At 61.9% G+C, this 13,588-nt stretch carries 17 protein-coding genes; 6 read left to right on the plus strand and 11 right to left on the minus strand.

Annotated features, from left to right (window positions below; all coding sequences use genetic code 11):
* The first annotated feature begins 39 nt into the window (after positions 1–39).
* The 4 genes from ACZ5TH_RS12630 (at position 40) to ACZ5TH_RS12645 (ending at position 2,042) form a co-directional block, all read left to right on the plus strand.
* A complete protein-coding gene (locus ACZ5TH_RS12630; protein ID WP_464794117.1) occupies positions 40–576 on the plus strand; it encodes a DUF3617 domain-containing protein in 537 nt (178 codons plus the stop codon).
* Positions 577–580: 4 nt separating this feature from the next.
* On the plus strand, positions 581–859 hold the full coding sequence (locus tag ACZ5TH_RS12635) for an HNH endonuclease (RefSeq protein WP_464794118.1): 279 nt from the start codon (positions 581–583) through the stop codon (positions 857–859).
* 78 nt (positions 860–937) lie between these two features.
* Positions 938–1,438, plus strand: a complete 501-nt coding sequence (locus ACZ5TH_RS12640; RefSeq protein WP_464794119.1) for a DUF3617 domain-containing protein — start codon at positions 938–940, stop codon at positions 1,436–1,438.
* Positions 1,439–1,568: 130 nt separating this feature from the next.
* Positions 1,569–2,042: a hypothetical protein gene (locus tag ACZ5TH_RS12645; protein ID WP_464794120.1), complete on the plus strand. Its 474-nt coding sequence runs from the start codon at positions 1,569–1,571 to the stop codon at positions 2,040–2,042.
* Between the two features lies 1 nt (position 2,043).
* Here the strand turns inward: ACZ5TH_RS12645 and ACZ5TH_RS12650 are convergent, their stop codons facing one another.
* The 8 genes from ACZ5TH_RS12650 to ACZ5TH_RS12685 form a co-directional block, all read right to left on the minus strand.
* Positions 2,044–3,264 (minus strand): MBL fold metallo-hydrolase, encoded by a 1,221-nt coding sequence (locus tag ACZ5TH_RS12650; protein WP_464794121.1) that lies wholly within the window; start codon positions 3,262–3,264, stop codon positions 2,044–2,046.
* Between the two features lie 79 nt (positions 3,265–3,343).
* Entirely contained in the window at positions 3,344–3,655 is a 312-nt protein-coding gene (locus ACZ5TH_RS12655; protein ID WP_464794122.1) for a response regulator, read from the minus strand.
* A complete protein-coding gene (locus tag ACZ5TH_RS12660; RefSeq protein WP_464794123.1) occupies positions 3,655–4,551 on the minus strand; it encodes an iron-containing redox enzyme family protein in 897 nt (298 codons plus the stop codon). The genes ACZ5TH_RS12655 and ACZ5TH_RS12660 overlap by 1 nt, the downstream gene beginning before the upstream one ends.
* Before the next feature lie 135 nt (positions 4,552–4,686).
* On the minus strand, positions 4,687–5,727 hold the full coding sequence (locus ACZ5TH_RS12665; RefSeq protein ID WP_464794124.1) for an ATP-dependent DNA ligase: 1,041 nt from the start codon (positions 5,725–5,727) through the stop codon (positions 4,687–4,689).
* Positions 5,724–6,512, minus strand: a complete 789-nt coding sequence (gene xth, locus ACZ5TH_RS12670; RefSeq protein ID WP_464794125.1) for an exodeoxyribonuclease III — start codon at positions 6,510–6,512, stop codon at positions 5,724–5,726. Before xth ends, ACZ5TH_RS12665 begins: the two co-directional genes overlap by 4 nt.
* A 60-nt stretch (positions 6,513–6,572) precedes the next feature.
* Positions 6,573–7,178, minus strand: coding sequence for an alpha-ketoglutarate-dependent dioxygenase AlkB (locus ACZ5TH_RS12675; protein WP_464794126.1), 606 nt, complete (start codon positions 7,176–7,178; stop codon positions 6,573–6,575).
* Positions 7,175–7,465: a hypothetical protein gene (locus ACZ5TH_RS12680; protein WP_464794127.1), complete on the minus strand. Its 291-nt coding sequence runs from the start codon at positions 7,463–7,465 to the stop codon at positions 7,175–7,177. Before ACZ5TH_RS12680 ends, ACZ5TH_RS12675 begins: the two co-directional genes overlap by 4 nt.
* Before the next feature lie 14 nt (positions 7,466–7,479).
* Entirely contained in the window at positions 7,480–8,433 is a 954-nt protein-coding gene (locus ACZ5TH_RS12685; RefSeq protein ID WP_464794128.1) for an alpha/beta fold hydrolase, read from the minus strand.
* A gap of 32 nt (positions 8,434–8,465) precedes the next feature.
* Between ACZ5TH_RS12685 and ACZ5TH_RS12690 the strand changes: the two genes are divergently transcribed.
* The gene (locus ACZ5TH_RS12690) at positions 8,466–9,083 is read left to right on the plus strand and encodes a hypothetical protein (protein WP_196225163.1); all 618 of its coding nucleotides are present in this window, start codon (positions 8,466–8,468) and stop codon (positions 9,081–9,083) included.
* 56 nt (positions 9,084–9,139) lie between these two features.
* Here the strand turns inward: ACZ5TH_RS12690 and katG are convergent, their stop codons facing one another.
* Positions 9,140–11,389 carry a catalase/peroxidase HPI gene (gene katG, locus ACZ5TH_RS12695; protein ID WP_464794129.1) on the minus strand — a complete coding sequence of 750 codons (2,250 nt, stop codon included), beginning with the start codon at positions 11,387–11,389 and terminating at the stop codon, positions 9,140–9,142.
* A gap of 311 nt (positions 11,390–11,700) precedes the next feature.
* Here katG and ACZ5TH_RS12700 point away from each other — a divergent pair, with 311 nt between their 5' ends.
* A complete protein-coding gene (locus ACZ5TH_RS12700) occupies positions 11,701–12,501 on the plus strand; it encodes a DUF2189 domain-containing protein (RefSeq protein WP_464794130.1) in 801 nt (266 codons plus the stop codon).
* Positions 12,502–12,552: 51 nt separating this feature from the next.
* On the opposite strand, the gene ACZ5TH_RS12705 is transcribed toward ACZ5TH_RS12700, so the two are convergent.
* Together ACZ5TH_RS12705 and ACZ5TH_RS12710 are read right to left on the minus strand one after the other, a co-directional pair.
* On the minus strand, positions 12,553–13,227 hold the full coding sequence (locus tag ACZ5TH_RS12705; protein WP_464794131.1) for a c-type cytochrome: 675 nt from the start codon (positions 13,225–13,227) through the stop codon (positions 12,553–12,555).
* A 4-nt stretch (positions 13,228–13,231) separates the two neighbouring features.
* Positions 13,232–13,585 carry a cytochrome C oxidase subunit IV family protein gene (locus tag ACZ5TH_RS12710; protein WP_449470896.1) on the minus strand — a complete coding sequence of 118 codons (354 nt, stop codon included), beginning with the start codon at positions 13,583–13,585 and terminating at the stop codon, positions 13,232–13,234.
* Positions 13,586–13,588 lie beyond the last annotated feature (3 nt).

The following is a 13,588-nucleotide window of genomic DNA, read 5'->3' on the forward strand; positions in this document are numbered from 1 at the left end:
AGACAGGCCGGGTCATTCCGGCATCAACGGGGGAAGATCATGCTTAAAGCCTTGGCCGTCATTATTCCTGCCACGCTGTTGCTCGCCAGCTGCGGCGACAAGCCTTCTGGCGAACCGCAGACGCGCGAGGAAGTGAAAGCCCAAGTTCAGAAGGTGCAGCTGAAGCCCGGCCAGTGGGAAGGCGCCTATACGCTCGAGGATATCGACATGCCGAACATGCCCGGCGGTGGCGATCAGATGAAAGAGCAGATGAAGAAGATGATGAGCCGCACATCGATCAAATATTGCGTCTCTCCCGAAGAAGCGGCGAACCCCAGCGGCAAGATGTTCTCGGGTCAGGAAAACAAGGATTGCACGTACAAGGGCTTCGACGTCAGCGGCGGGTCGGTGAAGGGTGAGATCGCCTGCAAGTCGGAAAATGGCACGATGAACGCCGTCATGTCTGGCGACTACGCGCCGGAAAGCTATGAAATGCACATGGACATGAAGATGAGCGGCGCGCCCAACGGCATGAACATGAGCATGAAGGCGAAGACCACGGGCAAGTGGATTGGCGCGGACTGCGCCGCTTCCTGATATGATGGAGGGCGCGGAGGGCTTTTGCTGGCTCTGCGCGCGTCCTTTAAGCAAACGGGTTGAATGGCATCATCCGGTGCCGAAAAGCCGAGGCGGGCGCGAAACGGTGCCCGTCCATCCAATCTGTCATCGGGCCATCCATGCGCAGCTCAGCAATGTGGAGCTTGCCCGAACGCGGGGCGATCCCGCCGCCCTTCGCGCGCATCCCGGCATCGCCCGCTTTCTCGGCTGGGTCGCGGCCAAGCCGCCCGACTTCCACGCGCCGACCTACAGGAAACGCTAGCGTCGCTTTTTTCTCTTGCGCTTCGCCGCGCGCCAAGCGAGCCTCTGCCTGTTCCGTAAGAGAACAGGGGAAGAGGATATGCGAAAGACGATAATCGCGGCGTTGCCGCTGGCGATGACGCTTGGCTTGGCCGGATGCGGCAATGAGGCGCCTGCACCCGAAGCGGTCGAAGCGCCGATCGTGATGAAGGGGGGCGAATGGACGATCACCCGCAAGACCACGGGCTACAACACGCCGACTGTCACGCCCGAACAATATCAGGTCGCGCTGAAACAGGTTGACGAGGAAAAGCTGTGCATCGCCGTCGATGCCAAGGGGGCACCCGATGCCGATGCCCTGGCAGGGGATGAGGGCAAGGATTGCACCTATAAGGACAAGCTGCTGCGCAAAGGGCGGTTGATCGCGACCTTGTCCTGCAAGTCCGGCGGGGCGACATCGGAAATCGTGCTGGAGGGCAACTACACCGCCGATACGCTGACGCTGGGCAGCACCATGACGAAGACCGCCGCAGGTAGCCCCGTATTGCGCACCACCCATGACGTAACCGGCAAACGCACCGGAGAGTGCAGCAAGGCCTGAACAGCCTGTCTTAAGAAACCCTCCGCTGCCTGCCAGCGGAGGGTCTCCTGTCCGGAATCTCCAATGCTGACGACGGGATTCTGTGCCATTGTCGCGCCCGGCATCCATCAGAATGTCGGAGAGTCGAGACATGCTCTTTCATCTTTCGATTGCCGCGCATGATCCAAAGCATGTTGCGGAGGTTATTGCTGAAATGTGGCGCGGCGAGGCGCTCTATTTCCCGCCCGTGACGCCGGGAAGTTGGATCGCCATGGCTGGCGATGACCGGGGCACCGCCATAGAGGTCTATCCGATCGACACCGTCTTGCGCGAGGAGGAAGGCGACGCCGATGGCTTCGGGGAACGAACGGGCGAAACCCGTTACACCGCGACACATGCCGCGCTGGCCACGCCCCTGTCCCGCGAAGAGATCATGGCGATCGCGGAGCGCGAAGGCTGGCCCGCCAAATATCGCAAGCGTGGCGGCGTGTTCGGCGTGATCGAATTGTGGATCGAAGGGCGGCAGATGGTGGAGATGCTGACGGCCGATATGCAGGCCGAATATCTCACGGCGATGACGACGGACAATTGGTGCGCGATGCTGGAAGCAGGGCCTCCCGCCTGACCTATTGCAATGCCCGGATGGCGCGTTGGTCGCATCGTTTTGGACTATGCGGCACGGCGGAATAGGCGGGCACCTGGACAGACTGGCCGATCCGCAATGGTGCAAAGTGCTGTCGCTCTATGCCTTCGCATTTCAGGAAAAGCTCCAGCATGCGGGGCGGTGTGTCCCATTTTTCATAAGACAGCCGGAATGTGCCCCAATGGATGGGGATGGCAGTCGATGCCTTGAGCTTTTCGAACACCTCGACCGCGCGCTGCGGCCCGATGTGGGAGTCCGCCTCCATCTGCCCCGGCCAGAAGCGGAAGGCGCCGATCGGGATCATCGCGAGCCGGATCGGGCCGAACCGCGCCGCTTCGGTGGGCCATGCCATGTCGCCAGCCCCCGTGTCGCCCGCGAAGAAGATGTTGCCCGCGCGCGTTTCGATGAGGAAACTCGACCATAATGCGCGGTTGCGATCAGTGCCCCACCGGCTGCTCCAATGATGATTGCGCAGCACATGGACGCGATAGTCTGGGCAATGTTCGTAATTTTCACACTGGATGACCGTTTGGGTCCCCAGATTGTTGAGGGCAGCCCCCGTCACGGATTGGCCCCAATCCAGCGCGATCGCCGGAATGCCATTGTCCTTCAGGATGCGCTCATTGCCCAGGCTGACGATGATCTTGGGCCGATCTCGTTCCCACAGCTTCTTGAGCGTGGGGATGTCCATATGGTCATAATGATTGTGGCTGACGATGATCAGGTCGATCTTCGGCAGATCATCCATCCGGATTCCCGGCTGCGCGACCCGCTTTGGTCCTAAAGGTGGGAAGGGGCTCGCATAGTCGGACCAGGTGGGGTCGGTAAGGATATTGACCCCCGCTGCCTGCACCAGCACCGTGGCATGGCCGACCCATGTCGCCACCATGCCGCGCGGCGCGGCGAAGGCTGGCGGGCGGGTGGGCTTTACTGCAACCGTCAGCGGCCATTCGGGGCGCTCGTCCTGCCCCGTCAACCAGCGAAGGAGAAAGCCCCGGCGGTTCGTCCCCGGAGGACCGGAAAACTCGATCTCGCCATCGGGATTGAAGAAGTGCTCGCCGTCATAATGGCCGCTGACCGGCCCGTCATAATAGATGCGGTCGAGAAAAGGCGGGATGATCGTGATCGCAAGGCACAAGGCGATTACGAGAAACAGCAGCCCGATGCCCGCTCCACGAATGACTTTCCCGATGATGGGACCCATGCCTTCTCCTGCTTCGATCACGATGCAGGGTCATAGCCGCGATATGGCGCGGGACAAGAGTTGCTTATCCCGCGCGTCCTCAATGCCGCATATGCCGAAGCCAAGGTAGCAAGCGTCTTTGAAGATCCTGAACCTCGCTATCCTCTCCTTCCAGCAACGGGATGGCATAGGTCTCAAGATCGTCCTTCAAGAGGCTCACGCTACGGCTGGGATGATGCAGATCAACCACCGCGCCATCGGGCATATGCGTGGCTAGCGCGGCCATGCCGTCGCTGATGCTGGCGTGGGGGCCGTCCACTTCGTAATCTTCCGCCAGCAGCAAATCGACCATCATGCCAGCCAGCAGCGGGTCGTCCTCAACAATCAGGATGCGGCCGTTGGATCGCGCCATTATCCTTGCTCCAGCCCGAAATGGCTTCGATAGCGGTTGAAGCAGCGCTCGCCGCAGCTAAGGCGCATCAACGCGCCTTCCGCGATTGCGACGGCGCGGCGAGGGTCCTCCGCCACCAGCGGCTTGATCGCCAGCTCGTTCCAGTCGCGGCTATGTTTGACGTCCAGCACCGCATGCAGATCAAAATATCGTCGCTCCGACTGGCTGAGCCCAATTCGTCGCAAGGCGCGCGCGGTGTGCGCCGATCGGCCCGGCGCGGTCAGTTCGATCGCGCCCAACGCGCCGACGCTGTGCCAGGCATAGCAGCGCTGCGTCGCCATCGCGGTCATGGCGTTGGCGAGCGCCAGGCTTTCCCAGACAGTGGTCTCGATAGTCGGCGTCAGTTCCAACGTCGTGACCAACTGCGCCAGCATGGGGCCATGCATGCCCTTTTCCTGGCCGCGCCCCATCTCGTCCCAATAGTTGCGCGCAAGCTCCAGCTTGGCGGAGTCGGGGAGCTTCACCTGCGTCAGGGCGACGAGATCGTCAAAGCCAGCTTCACCGGCCGCTTCCTGCGTCAGGAACCAGCGTATTTCGTCCCGCGACGCATGGTCGGCGAGCCAGGGAAACAGCGCGTCATGCTGGCCGGGGCCAGTCTGCTCCAGCGCCTCGAACCATTGGATGAAGCCTTCGGGATCGGTTGGCGCCTGCGCCGCGCGGTCGCGCACCATGGCGCGCAGTTCTTCCACAAAGCCATGCTCCAGCCGCAGCATGGCTTCGTCCTGGCGGAACCGGCTTTCCCAATCCTCCGGATAGGAGGGGGCAAGACGTTGCCGGTTCCAATGACTGAGGCGTTCCTGAAAACTTTGTTGAAGAAATTGCGATGCGCACTCGGGTGCGACGAAACGGGTAGCCACGGAAAATACTCTCCTGATTGTACCCCTGTTCAATTCGGGGGAGAGCGCGGCGTTCCCTCAAAAATGCCTAACAGGGATCAGTATGAGGGTGTTTACTGGGACAAAAGCGCGTCGACCGGGGTTTTGGCAGTTCACTCAACCGCCAAGCAATTGATCGATCTCGGCCGGGCGCAGCTCCATCTGCAACTGATCACATGTGCATTGGTGCGGCGCCTTGTCGGGCCGCCAGCGCAAAAAGCGCGTGCCATGGCGAAAGCGCCCGCAGGTCACCTGATCATAGATCACTTCCATAACTAGTTTCGGAGCTAGAGGCTCCCAGACGCTTTCCTCGCCCTTGTTCCAGCGGCTTGGCCCACCCGGCGCCTTGCCGGTGAAGCCGGAGCCTCCCGCAATCGGCTCAAGGCGTTGCAACAGAAGAGGCCGCTCATCCGCCTTGAACCCGGAGGTGAAGCCCACATGGTTGAGCTTGCCCGCCTCATCATACAGGCCCAGCAGCAAGGATGCAGCGCCGTGCCCATCAGCCGTGCGGCGGAAACCACCAACCACACAGTCCGCGCTGCGATAATTTTTCATCTTCATCATCGCGCGCTCGCCGGATCGATAGGGAAGGTCCAGTTGTTTGGCGATGATCCCGTCGAGTGCGCCGCCGCTGCCTTCCAGCCAGCGGTCGGCATCCTCTATCCGCTCGCTGGCAGGGGACAGGAGCAGCGTCTCGGTCCCATCCTTCGCGTGAAAGCGCTCCAGTGCCTTTCGCCGTTCCCGCAACGGCGCGTCCATCAACTCGCGCTTACCGAGTGAGAGGCAGTCGAAGAGCATCAACTGCGTGGGGGTTTCGCGGGACAGGCGCGCTATTCTGCTTTCCGCCGGATGCAGCCGCTGTTGCAACGCATCGAAGGACAGCGCGCCGTTCAATGGCAGGATCAACTCGCCGTCCAGCACATAGCGGCGCTCGGTCGTTGCGAGCAGTGCATCCATGATATCCGGAAAGAAGCGCGCCAGCGACTTGCCGGATTTGGATCGGATGTCGGCTCGCGCTCCATCGCGGCCCACGACGGCGCGGAAGCCGTCCCATTTGGGCTCATATTGCCATCCCGGTGGTGATGGCAGTTCGGACACGAGCCGCGCCTCCATCGGCAGAGGCAGGATCATAGCCTTGGGGTCTTCGGCCTGCGTCATGGCTTCGCTCCGCCCAAGTCGAGCGTGACGACGACCGGCGCGTGATCGCTGGTCTTCTCCCAGGCGCGGGGCCGGGTGTCGACCTCCGCGGCGATCAGCTTGGCAGCTGCAACCGGGTTCAGCAGCGCATGATCGATCCGTAGACCGGCATTGCGCTCAAAGGCGCCACGCCAATATTTCCAGAAGCTGTAGATCACCTCATCGGGATGCAGCTGCCGGATCGCGTCGCTCCATCCCTGATCGAGGAGGCGCTGGTAGGCGGCGCGAACCTCGGGCGCGAACAGGGCATCGTCGCGCCACCGGTCGGGCGCATACACGTCAAGGTCGGTCGGCATCACATTATAGTCGCCCGCGACGATCACCGGCGCGTCCACGTCGATGAGCGAGGCCATATGCGCGTGCAGCCGATCGAACCAGCGGAGCTTGAAGTCGAACTTGGGGCCGGGATGGGGGTTGCCGTTGGGAAGGTAGAGGCAGGCTATCAGGATCCCGTTCACCGCCGCTTCGATATAGCGGCTCTGCACATCATTCGGATCGCCGGGCAATCCGCGCCGGGTTTCATGGATGGCGCCAACCCGGCTCAGGATAGCGACGCCATTCCACCGGCTCTGCCCGTGCCAAACTGCGTCATATCCCGCGTCCCGGATGGCGCGCTCGGGAAAATTCTCCTGCGGAGCCTTCAACTCCTGCAAGCATATAATGTCGGGCTCAGCCTGCTCCAGCCACCGCAGCAGCACCGGTAGGCGCCCGTTCACGCCATTCACATTATAGGTCGCGATCCTCATGGCTTTTCACAAGACGTTTCGCGACCCGATTGGTTCGAGGGTTTCCAAAAACTCGTCCAATCAAAAGGCCGTCCGGGTGGTTCCGGCGCGCGCCATCTCAGCGCCCTTGGCGGACAGCGAACGGAAAGTGATTGACCAGCGGGGTGCGTCCACGCCCGCGATGCTATGCTCCCATTCATGCCGGGCTTCGCCGGACAGATGATAGATGGATCGAGCGGCAACGGGGACGGACAGGCGGTCGAACCCCTTCGCCGTGAGTCTGCGAAAGCGCAATGTCGTGGGACTGCCCAATGAAATCCCGACAACATGTTCGAAGACCGGCCGGTCCCTGTGCCAGCCTATGCCCGCCCCTGGATCGTATCGGATCAACAATGCCTGCACCAGGTCGGCATCTGCCACGCCCGCAAACCGGGCAGCGCGCGCCTTGATTGGTTGAAGCCATGGCGGAATAGGGTCGCTTGGGCCAAAGCGGCCATTGTCAAAATCATAAGTCCACCCGAGCGATAGCGTCAGCCGCTTTCCGGTCCATCCTTGAAAACGAAACGGCGACAGGGGCAGCGCGTCCATCTTCATGATGAGCATCGCTTCCTCATCGCGGGTCAGCATATCCTCGCGATAATCCAGTCCGGGGATCAGGGGCGCGTCGAACAGGCTTGGCTGGGTCATTTTCTCCGCCGGGCGAGACGTCGTCGATTGCGGCCAACGGCCTTGCGATAATGGGCGACCGCGCTGCGCATCGCGGCATCGGGGCTGGTCCCCAGATCGCCAGTCATCGCCCTCCATTGCAGCACGCCTATCGCTTCGATCTTCTCTGCGATCATGAGATGCGCTTCCCGCGCTGCGGCCGGGTTGCCTGCCAGCAGCCTGGGTATCCTGAGGCCGATCACGGTCCAGGCCTCCAGCCCCAGTTGCCAGCTGTCCATGATAAGGCCGAACGGATTTATCTTCTGCATGACGAGCGCTGCAGTTATTGCGCGAGGAAGCTCAGCAGATCGGCGTTCAACCGATCCGGCGCAGTGGCGAACAGGCCATGCGGTTCGCCATCATATTCGATGAGCTGCGCCCCCGGTATCGCAGCGGCCGCCGCTCGCCCGGTCGGATCGATCGGCACCGTCTTGTCGCTCGTCCCGTGGATGATCAGCGTCGGTATGGTGAACGCGCCCAGGTCGGGCCGGAAATCGGTTCGGCCAAAGGCGTGGATGCAATCGATCGTCGCCTTGGGGCTCGCCATGATCGCCAGCATGAAGGTCCAATCGAGCAGCGCGCTGCTGACGGGTTTGGAAACGAGGCCAATGCCGTAGAAGGTCTTGGCGAAGCTCTGCAGGAAAGCGAAACGGTCTTCGCGCACCTGCGCCTGCATCTGGTCCAGTGCCGATTCGTCGACACCGTCGGGATTGCTGTCATCCTTCAGAAGATACGGCACGACAGAGCTGATCAGCGCTACCCGGTCCACCTTCGCCGAACCATAGCGCGACAAGTATCGGGCGATTTCGCCGCCTCCCATGGAAAATCCGACGAGGGAGACCTTGGCCGCGCCCACCCTATCAATGACGGCCGCGAGATCATCCGCGAAAACATCGTAATTATAGCCATCGGCGGGATGACCCGATTGCCCGAAACCGCGACGATCGTAAGTGATCACGCGATAGCCCGACTCCAGCAGCGCAAGCGTCTGATATTCCCACATGTCGCCGGTCAGGGGCCAGCCGTGGATCAGGATCACCGGGTGGCCCGACCCCATGTCCTTCACATGGATGACATGACCTTCGCGGGTTTCGATATGCATGGGAGCCACTCCTGACAGGGAGTGAGGGCAACCGGTGGCGCGGCGCATCGTTCCCTCCGCTTCGATTTCCTCGTCTTCGTCCTGCGGGAACAAAGCCCCTTCACCCCGGTTAACAACATCGGCGGCGGGCGTCATAAACGGCCTTAAAAACAGGCCAAGGAGATGTCATGGTGACGCTCACTCCGCTGGAGATCGGCCTTGGGCTGGTCGTCCTTGTCCTGCTGGCCGGATTAGCCGTGCTGATCATGCGCAACCGGCAGCATGCCAATCTGCGATCGAAATTCGGGTCTGAATATGACCGCACCGTCGAGGAGGCGGGCAGCTCCCGCAAGGCGGAAGCAGAATTGCAGGAACGGGAAAAGCGTGTGGCCAGCTTTTCGCTGCGCCGACTTTCCCCGCAGCAAACCGACATGTTCACCGATGGCTGGATGAAGGTCCAGAACCAGTTCGTTGATGATCCTCAAGGTGCGGTGTCACGCGCTGACGTGCTGCTGACCGAAGTAATGGAGGCGCGCGGCTATCCCATCGTCGATTTCGACAGGCGTTCAGCCGACTTGTCCGTTTATCACCCGGAAGTCGTGCAGAATTATCGCTCGGCCCATGACATCGCCATACGTCACGCCCGCGGAGAAGCCGATACCGAGGATCTGCGTCAGGCGATGATCCATTATCGCGCTCTCTTCGAAGAACTGGTGCACGAACCTGGCGAACCTGACGGCATGTCCCACATGACGCGGCCCAGCCGCTTTGGCGACACGGATTATGGCCGCCGCGACCTTCACTGAGGTTAGATGAAATTGGCCGCCGCAGCTTCCTCATGAAAGCTGCGGCGGCCTTGTGTTCAGGCGGTGGCGGTTAGTGCCGATCGTTTCAGGTCGAACCGGTCGGCGTCCATCACCTTGACCCATGCCGCGACGAAGTCATCGACGAACTTGCGCCCTGCATCGGCCGACGCATATACTTCCGACAGCGCGCGAAGCTGTGAGTTCGATCCAAAGACCAGATCGACGCGCGTGCCCGTCCACTTCCGTTCGCCAGATTTGCGGCAGCTGCCGACGAACACGTCGCCCTTATCGCTTTCTGCCTTCCACGCCGTGCCCATATCGAGCAGGTTGACGAAGAAGTCGTTGGTGAGCTGTCCCGGCCGATCAGTGAATACGCCATGCTTCGATCCGCCATGATTGACGCCCAGCACCCGCAACCCGCCGACCAGCACCGTCATTTGTGGCGCGCTGAGCCGCAGCAGGTTGGCGCGGTCGATCAGCAGTTCCTCCACCGGCACGCGATAGCTGACTGGCAGATAGTTGCGGAACCCGTCCACCTTCGGTTCCAGCACGGCAAAGCCATCGACATCGGTCTGCTCTTGCAATGCGTCGGTGCGGCCCGGCGTGAAGGGCACGGTCACATCATGCCCCGCATCCTTCGCCGCCTTTTCGATGCCGACAGAGCCGCCCAGCACGATGAGGTCGGCGATGCTGACCTTCTTGCCGCCGGAAGCTGCGCCATCGAACCTAGCCTTGATACCTTCCATCACACCCAGCACCCGGGCCAACTGATCGGGCTGGTTCACCTCCCAATTCTTCTGCGGCGCGAGCCGGATGCGTCCGCCATTGGCGCCGCCGCGCTTGTCCGATCCCCGGAAAGTGGATGCCGACGCCCATGCCGTCTGCACCAGTTCCGATACGGTCAGCCCGGACGACGCGATCTCCTGCTTCAGCGCGGCGATGTCGGCTTCCTCGATCTGGGCATAGTCCGCCGCCGGGATCGGGTCCTGCCAGATCAGGTCCTCGGCAGGAACATCGCTCCCGAGGTAGCGGCTCTTGGGTCCCATATCGCGATGGCACAGCTTGAACCAGGCGCGCGCGAAGGCGTCGGCGAAAGCGTCCGGATCATGGCGGAAGCGTTCGGCGATCTTGCGATATTCCGGGTCTTCCTTGAACGCCATGTCCGCCGTGGTCATCATCGTCGGCAGCCGCCTGTCGGGGCTGTGCGCGCCCGGCGCCATATCCTCCGGCTTCTGATTGATGGGCTGCCACTGATGCGCGCCCGCCGGGCTCTTCACCAGCTCATAGTCATAGTCGAGCAGCATGTGGAAGAAGCTCATGTCCCACTGGATCGGGGTGGGCGTCCACGCGCCCTCGATGCCGCTGGTGATCGTATGATCGCCAACGCCGCTTTCATGTCCGCTCTGCCAGCCAAGGCCCTGCTGCGCGATGTCCGCGCCTTCGGGCTCTGCCCCGATCTTCGACGCATCGCCCGCGCCATGCGCCTTGCCGAAGGTGTGGCCGCCAGCGGTCAGCGCCAGCGTCTCTTCGTCATTCATACCCATGCGCGCAAAGGTTTCGCGGATGTCGCGCGCGGATTGGAGCGGATCGGGGTTGCCGCCCGGTCCTTCTGGATTAACGTAGATGAGGCCCATCTGGATCGCCGCGAGGGGATTTTCCAGCGCCATTTCCTTGTCGGGCTGGATGCGGGTCTGGTTGTCGGGATTGCCGACCCACTGTTCTTCCGTGCCCCAGTAGATGTCCTTTTCCGGTTCCCACACATCCTCGCGCCCGCCGCCGAAGCCGAAGACGGGACCGCCCATCGACTCAATGGCGACGTTGCCGGTCAGGATCATCAGGTCCGCCCAGGACAGTTTGCGGCCATATTTCTGCTTAATCGGCCACAGCAGGCGGCGCGCCTTGTCCAGATTGGCATTGTCAGGCCAGCTGTTGAGCGGCGCGAAACGCTGCCCGCCCGAAGATGCGCCGCCGCGCCCGTCGCCCGTGCGATAGGTGCCCGCGCTGTGCCAGGCCATGCGGATGAAGAAAGGGCCATAATGCCCATAATCAGCGGGCCACCAGGGCTGGCTGTCGGTCATCAGGGCGTGGAGGTCTTTCTTGACCGCTTCCAGGTCGAGCGATGCGAATTCCTTCGCATAGTCGAAGGACTCGCCCATCGGATTGGCGTGCGCGCCATCTTGATGAAGGATTTCGAGGGACAATTGATTGGGCCACCAGTCGCGGTTGGTGCGCCCCAGCAATGACCGCAGCGCAGCTGGCTCCTTCATCGGGCAGCCCAGCGGGCTTCCACCAGTTTTCGCGTCCATGATTTTGGCTCCTTTGAGTACAGAGGGCAGGCTAAACCCGGCCTGCTAGCTAAGGAAGCGATTAAGATTGGTCATGATGATCGATAAAAGCGATCACTGAAGGCTCGTCAGGACGGCTCCCAGGGCAGGATAGACTGCTTTTTGGTTCCGCTCCATTACGCTTTGGTGTAATCTGCCGCTGTTGGCCATGAGGCGTCCCTCATGCCGAGACGATGCGCTGCGCAGGTCGAAAGGCTGCCCCCGTCACCGGTCCCGACTGAGGATTGAAGGTTGAGCGTCCGTCATGGTGACTTCGCGAAGGGAGAGCGACCATGGCGATTACGCATCCAGCTGATCTGGCTTCCAATCGGGACGATTATGAAATCCGCAAGATCGGCTTTGATGATCTGCGTATCTCGCTGCGACAGGGCTGGGAAGATTTCCAGGCCAAGCGCGGCGATCTGGTGTTCATTGGGCTGATCTATCCGGTTGTCGTGCTGTTCGCCATTCTGATCGCCAGCCGCGTGTCGATCCTGCCGCTGCTGTTTCCCCTGCTGGCGGGCTCCGTCCTGTTCAGCCCTGCCTTGGCCAGCGGCTTTTATGAACTCGCCCGGCGCCGGGAACATGGACTGGATTCCCGCTGGCGCCATTTCCTGGACGTGGTCCGGGGGCCGTCGGCACCGTCGCTGTTCGACCTCACCAGCATTACGGCCTTGCTGTTCCTGGGGTGGCTGGCCGCCGCCTGGTTCATCTATAATTCGACCGTTGGCAGGTTCGGACCTGAAGTCGTTTCATCCTTCGGGGCCTTTGTGAGCGCGGTGTTCGGAACCGCCGAAGGCTGGCAGATGATCATCGTCGGCAATCTTGTCGGCCTGTGTTTTGCCATCGTCACGCTGGCGGTCAGCGTGGTGTCCTTCCCGATGATCATCGATAAAAAGGTCAGTTGGGGCAACGCGCTGCGGACTTCGGTTCGGGTGGCTCGGGCCAGTCCCGTGACCGTAGCAGCCTGGGGGCTGATCGTGGTGGGGCTACTGATCCTGGGCGCATTGCCGGGGCTCGTCGGACTGGCCGTCGTGCTGCCGCTGCTGGGATATTCGACCTGGCATCTCTACACGCGCGCGGTCGTGCGCTGAGGTTGCGCTGACGACACCTGCTCCACTTTTCGGGAGCGGGTGTCGGACAGGTCATTGACCGGCTTGGGCGGCCGGTTTCGGCAAGGGTGGCGCTCCGCCTCCCAACGTCGCCAGATATTTGATGACAGCCGCCCGATCTTCCGGACGGCGAAGCCCTGCAAAGCTCATCTTCGTTCCCGGCACATCCCGCATTGGCGAGGCGAGGAACGCGAATAGCTGGTCGTAGGTCCAACTGCCCCCATGCGCTTTCATCGCAGGGGAATAGGCAAAGCCCGCATGGCTGGCGACCGGCCGCCCTACCACGCCCCACAGATTAGGCCCGATGCGGTTTGGTCCTCCCTGGCCAAAGTCGTGGCAACTGGCGCAAAGCTGCGTCTTCGCCTTGCCAGCATTCGCATCCGCGCTGGCGAGCAATGTGCCAAGGTCGACTGGCGCCGCCGCAGGGGTAGCGGCGGCGGCAGAGGATGGCGCGGGCGACTTGCCGCGCATATCCCGGTGATAGGCGATCAGGCGGTTGCCCTCGCCCGGGTCGCCAAGGCTGGATGGCCAGTCCCGCTGCACCGACGCCATGTCCACGCGCGGCGGCATGTCGTCGGCGGGCTTGTAGGCGAGCGAGCCTGCGTTGGCATCTGGATAAAGCCGCCCCGCAAACCAGTTGAAGCTCCAGAGTGCACCCGTGGCCCCCACGACGCACAGCCCCGTCACCAGCCAGCGCATCCGGTTCATGGCTTCATCCTCCCCCACCCATGAAGATCGCGCGCGTCCAATAGGCATAATCCGCCTCGATCGTCATGATCCGCACCAGCACCAGCAGCAGCAGCGGCGGCACGAGGATCGCGTAGATCAGCGACAGCCTTTCCCAGGCGAGATGCATGAAAATGGACAGGATCAGCCCGGCCTTCAGCAGCATGAACAGGATGATCAGCGTCCAGCGGACGATCCCCTGCACATGCATATAATCGACCATGTAGGACATGGCGCTCAGCACGAAGAGATAGCCCCAGACCTTCAGGTAGAGGCTGATCGGATGATGCTGCCCTTCATGGACTATGGAGCTATCGCTGCCGGGTATCTCATGCTTCATGGA

This window comes from Sphingobium sp. TomTYG73 (assembly GCF_055394245.1).

Coding starts and splice junctions, on each gene's coding strand:
- ACZ5TH_RS12630 (WP_464794117.1), top strand. CDS start 40: ATGCTTAAAGCCTTGGCCGTCATTATTCCTGCCACGCTGTTGCTCGCC.
- ACZ5TH_RS12635 (WP_464794118.1), top strand. CDS start 581: ATGGAGGGCGCGGAGGGCTTTTGCTGGCTCTGCGCGCGTCCTTTAAGC.
- ACZ5TH_RS12640 (WP_464794119.1), top strand. CDS start 938: ATGCGAAAGACGATAATCGCGGCGTTGCCGCTGGCGATGACGCTTGGC.
- ACZ5TH_RS12645 (WP_464794120.1), top strand. CDS start 1,569: ATGCTCTTTCATCTTTCGATTGCCGCGCATGATCCAAAGCATGTTGCG.
- ACZ5TH_RS12650 (WP_464794121.1), bottom strand. CDS start 3,264: ATGGGTCCCATCATCGGGAAAGTCATTCGTGGAGCGGGCATCGGGCTG.
- ACZ5TH_RS12655 (WP_464794122.1), bottom strand. CDS start 3,655: ATGGCGCGATCCAACGGCCGCATCCTGATTGTTGAGGACGACCCGCTG.
- ACZ5TH_RS12665 (WP_464794124.1), bottom strand. CDS start 5,727: ATGACGCAGGCCGAAGACCCCAAGGCTATGATCCTGCCTCTGCCGATG.
- xth (WP_464794125.1), bottom strand. CDS start 6,512: ATGAGGATCGCGACCTATAATGTGAATGGCGTGAACGGGCGCCTACCG.
- ACZ5TH_RS12675 (WP_464794126.1), bottom strand. CDS start 7,178: ATGACCCAGCCAAGCCTGTTCGACGCGCCCCTGATCCCCGGACTGGAT.
- ACZ5TH_RS12680 (WP_464794127.1), bottom strand. CDS start 7,465: ATGCAGAAGATAAATCCGTTCGGCCTTATCATGGACAGCTGGCAACTG.
- ACZ5TH_RS12685 (WP_464794128.1), bottom strand. CDS start 8,433: ATGACGCCCGCCGCCGATGTTGTTAACCGGGGTGAAGGGGCTTTGTTC.
- ACZ5TH_RS12690 (WP_196225163.1), top strand. CDS start 8,466: ATGGTGACGCTCACTCCGCTGGAGATCGGCCTTGGGCTGGTCGTCCTT.
- katG (WP_464794129.1), bottom strand. CDS start 11,389: ATGGACGCGAAAACTGGTGGAAGCCCGCTGGGCTGCCCGATGAAGGAG.
- ACZ5TH_RS12700 (WP_464794130.1), top strand. CDS start 11,701: ATGGCGATTACGCATCCAGCTGATCTGGCTTCCAATCGGGACGATTAT.
- ACZ5TH_RS12705 (WP_464794131.1), bottom strand. CDS start 13,227: ATGAACCGGATGCGCTGGCTGGTGACGGGGCTGTGCGTCGTGGGGGCC.
- ACZ5TH_RS12710 (WP_449470896.1), bottom strand. CDS start 13,585: ATGAAGCATGAGATACCCGGCAGCGATAGCTCCATAGTCCATGAAGGG.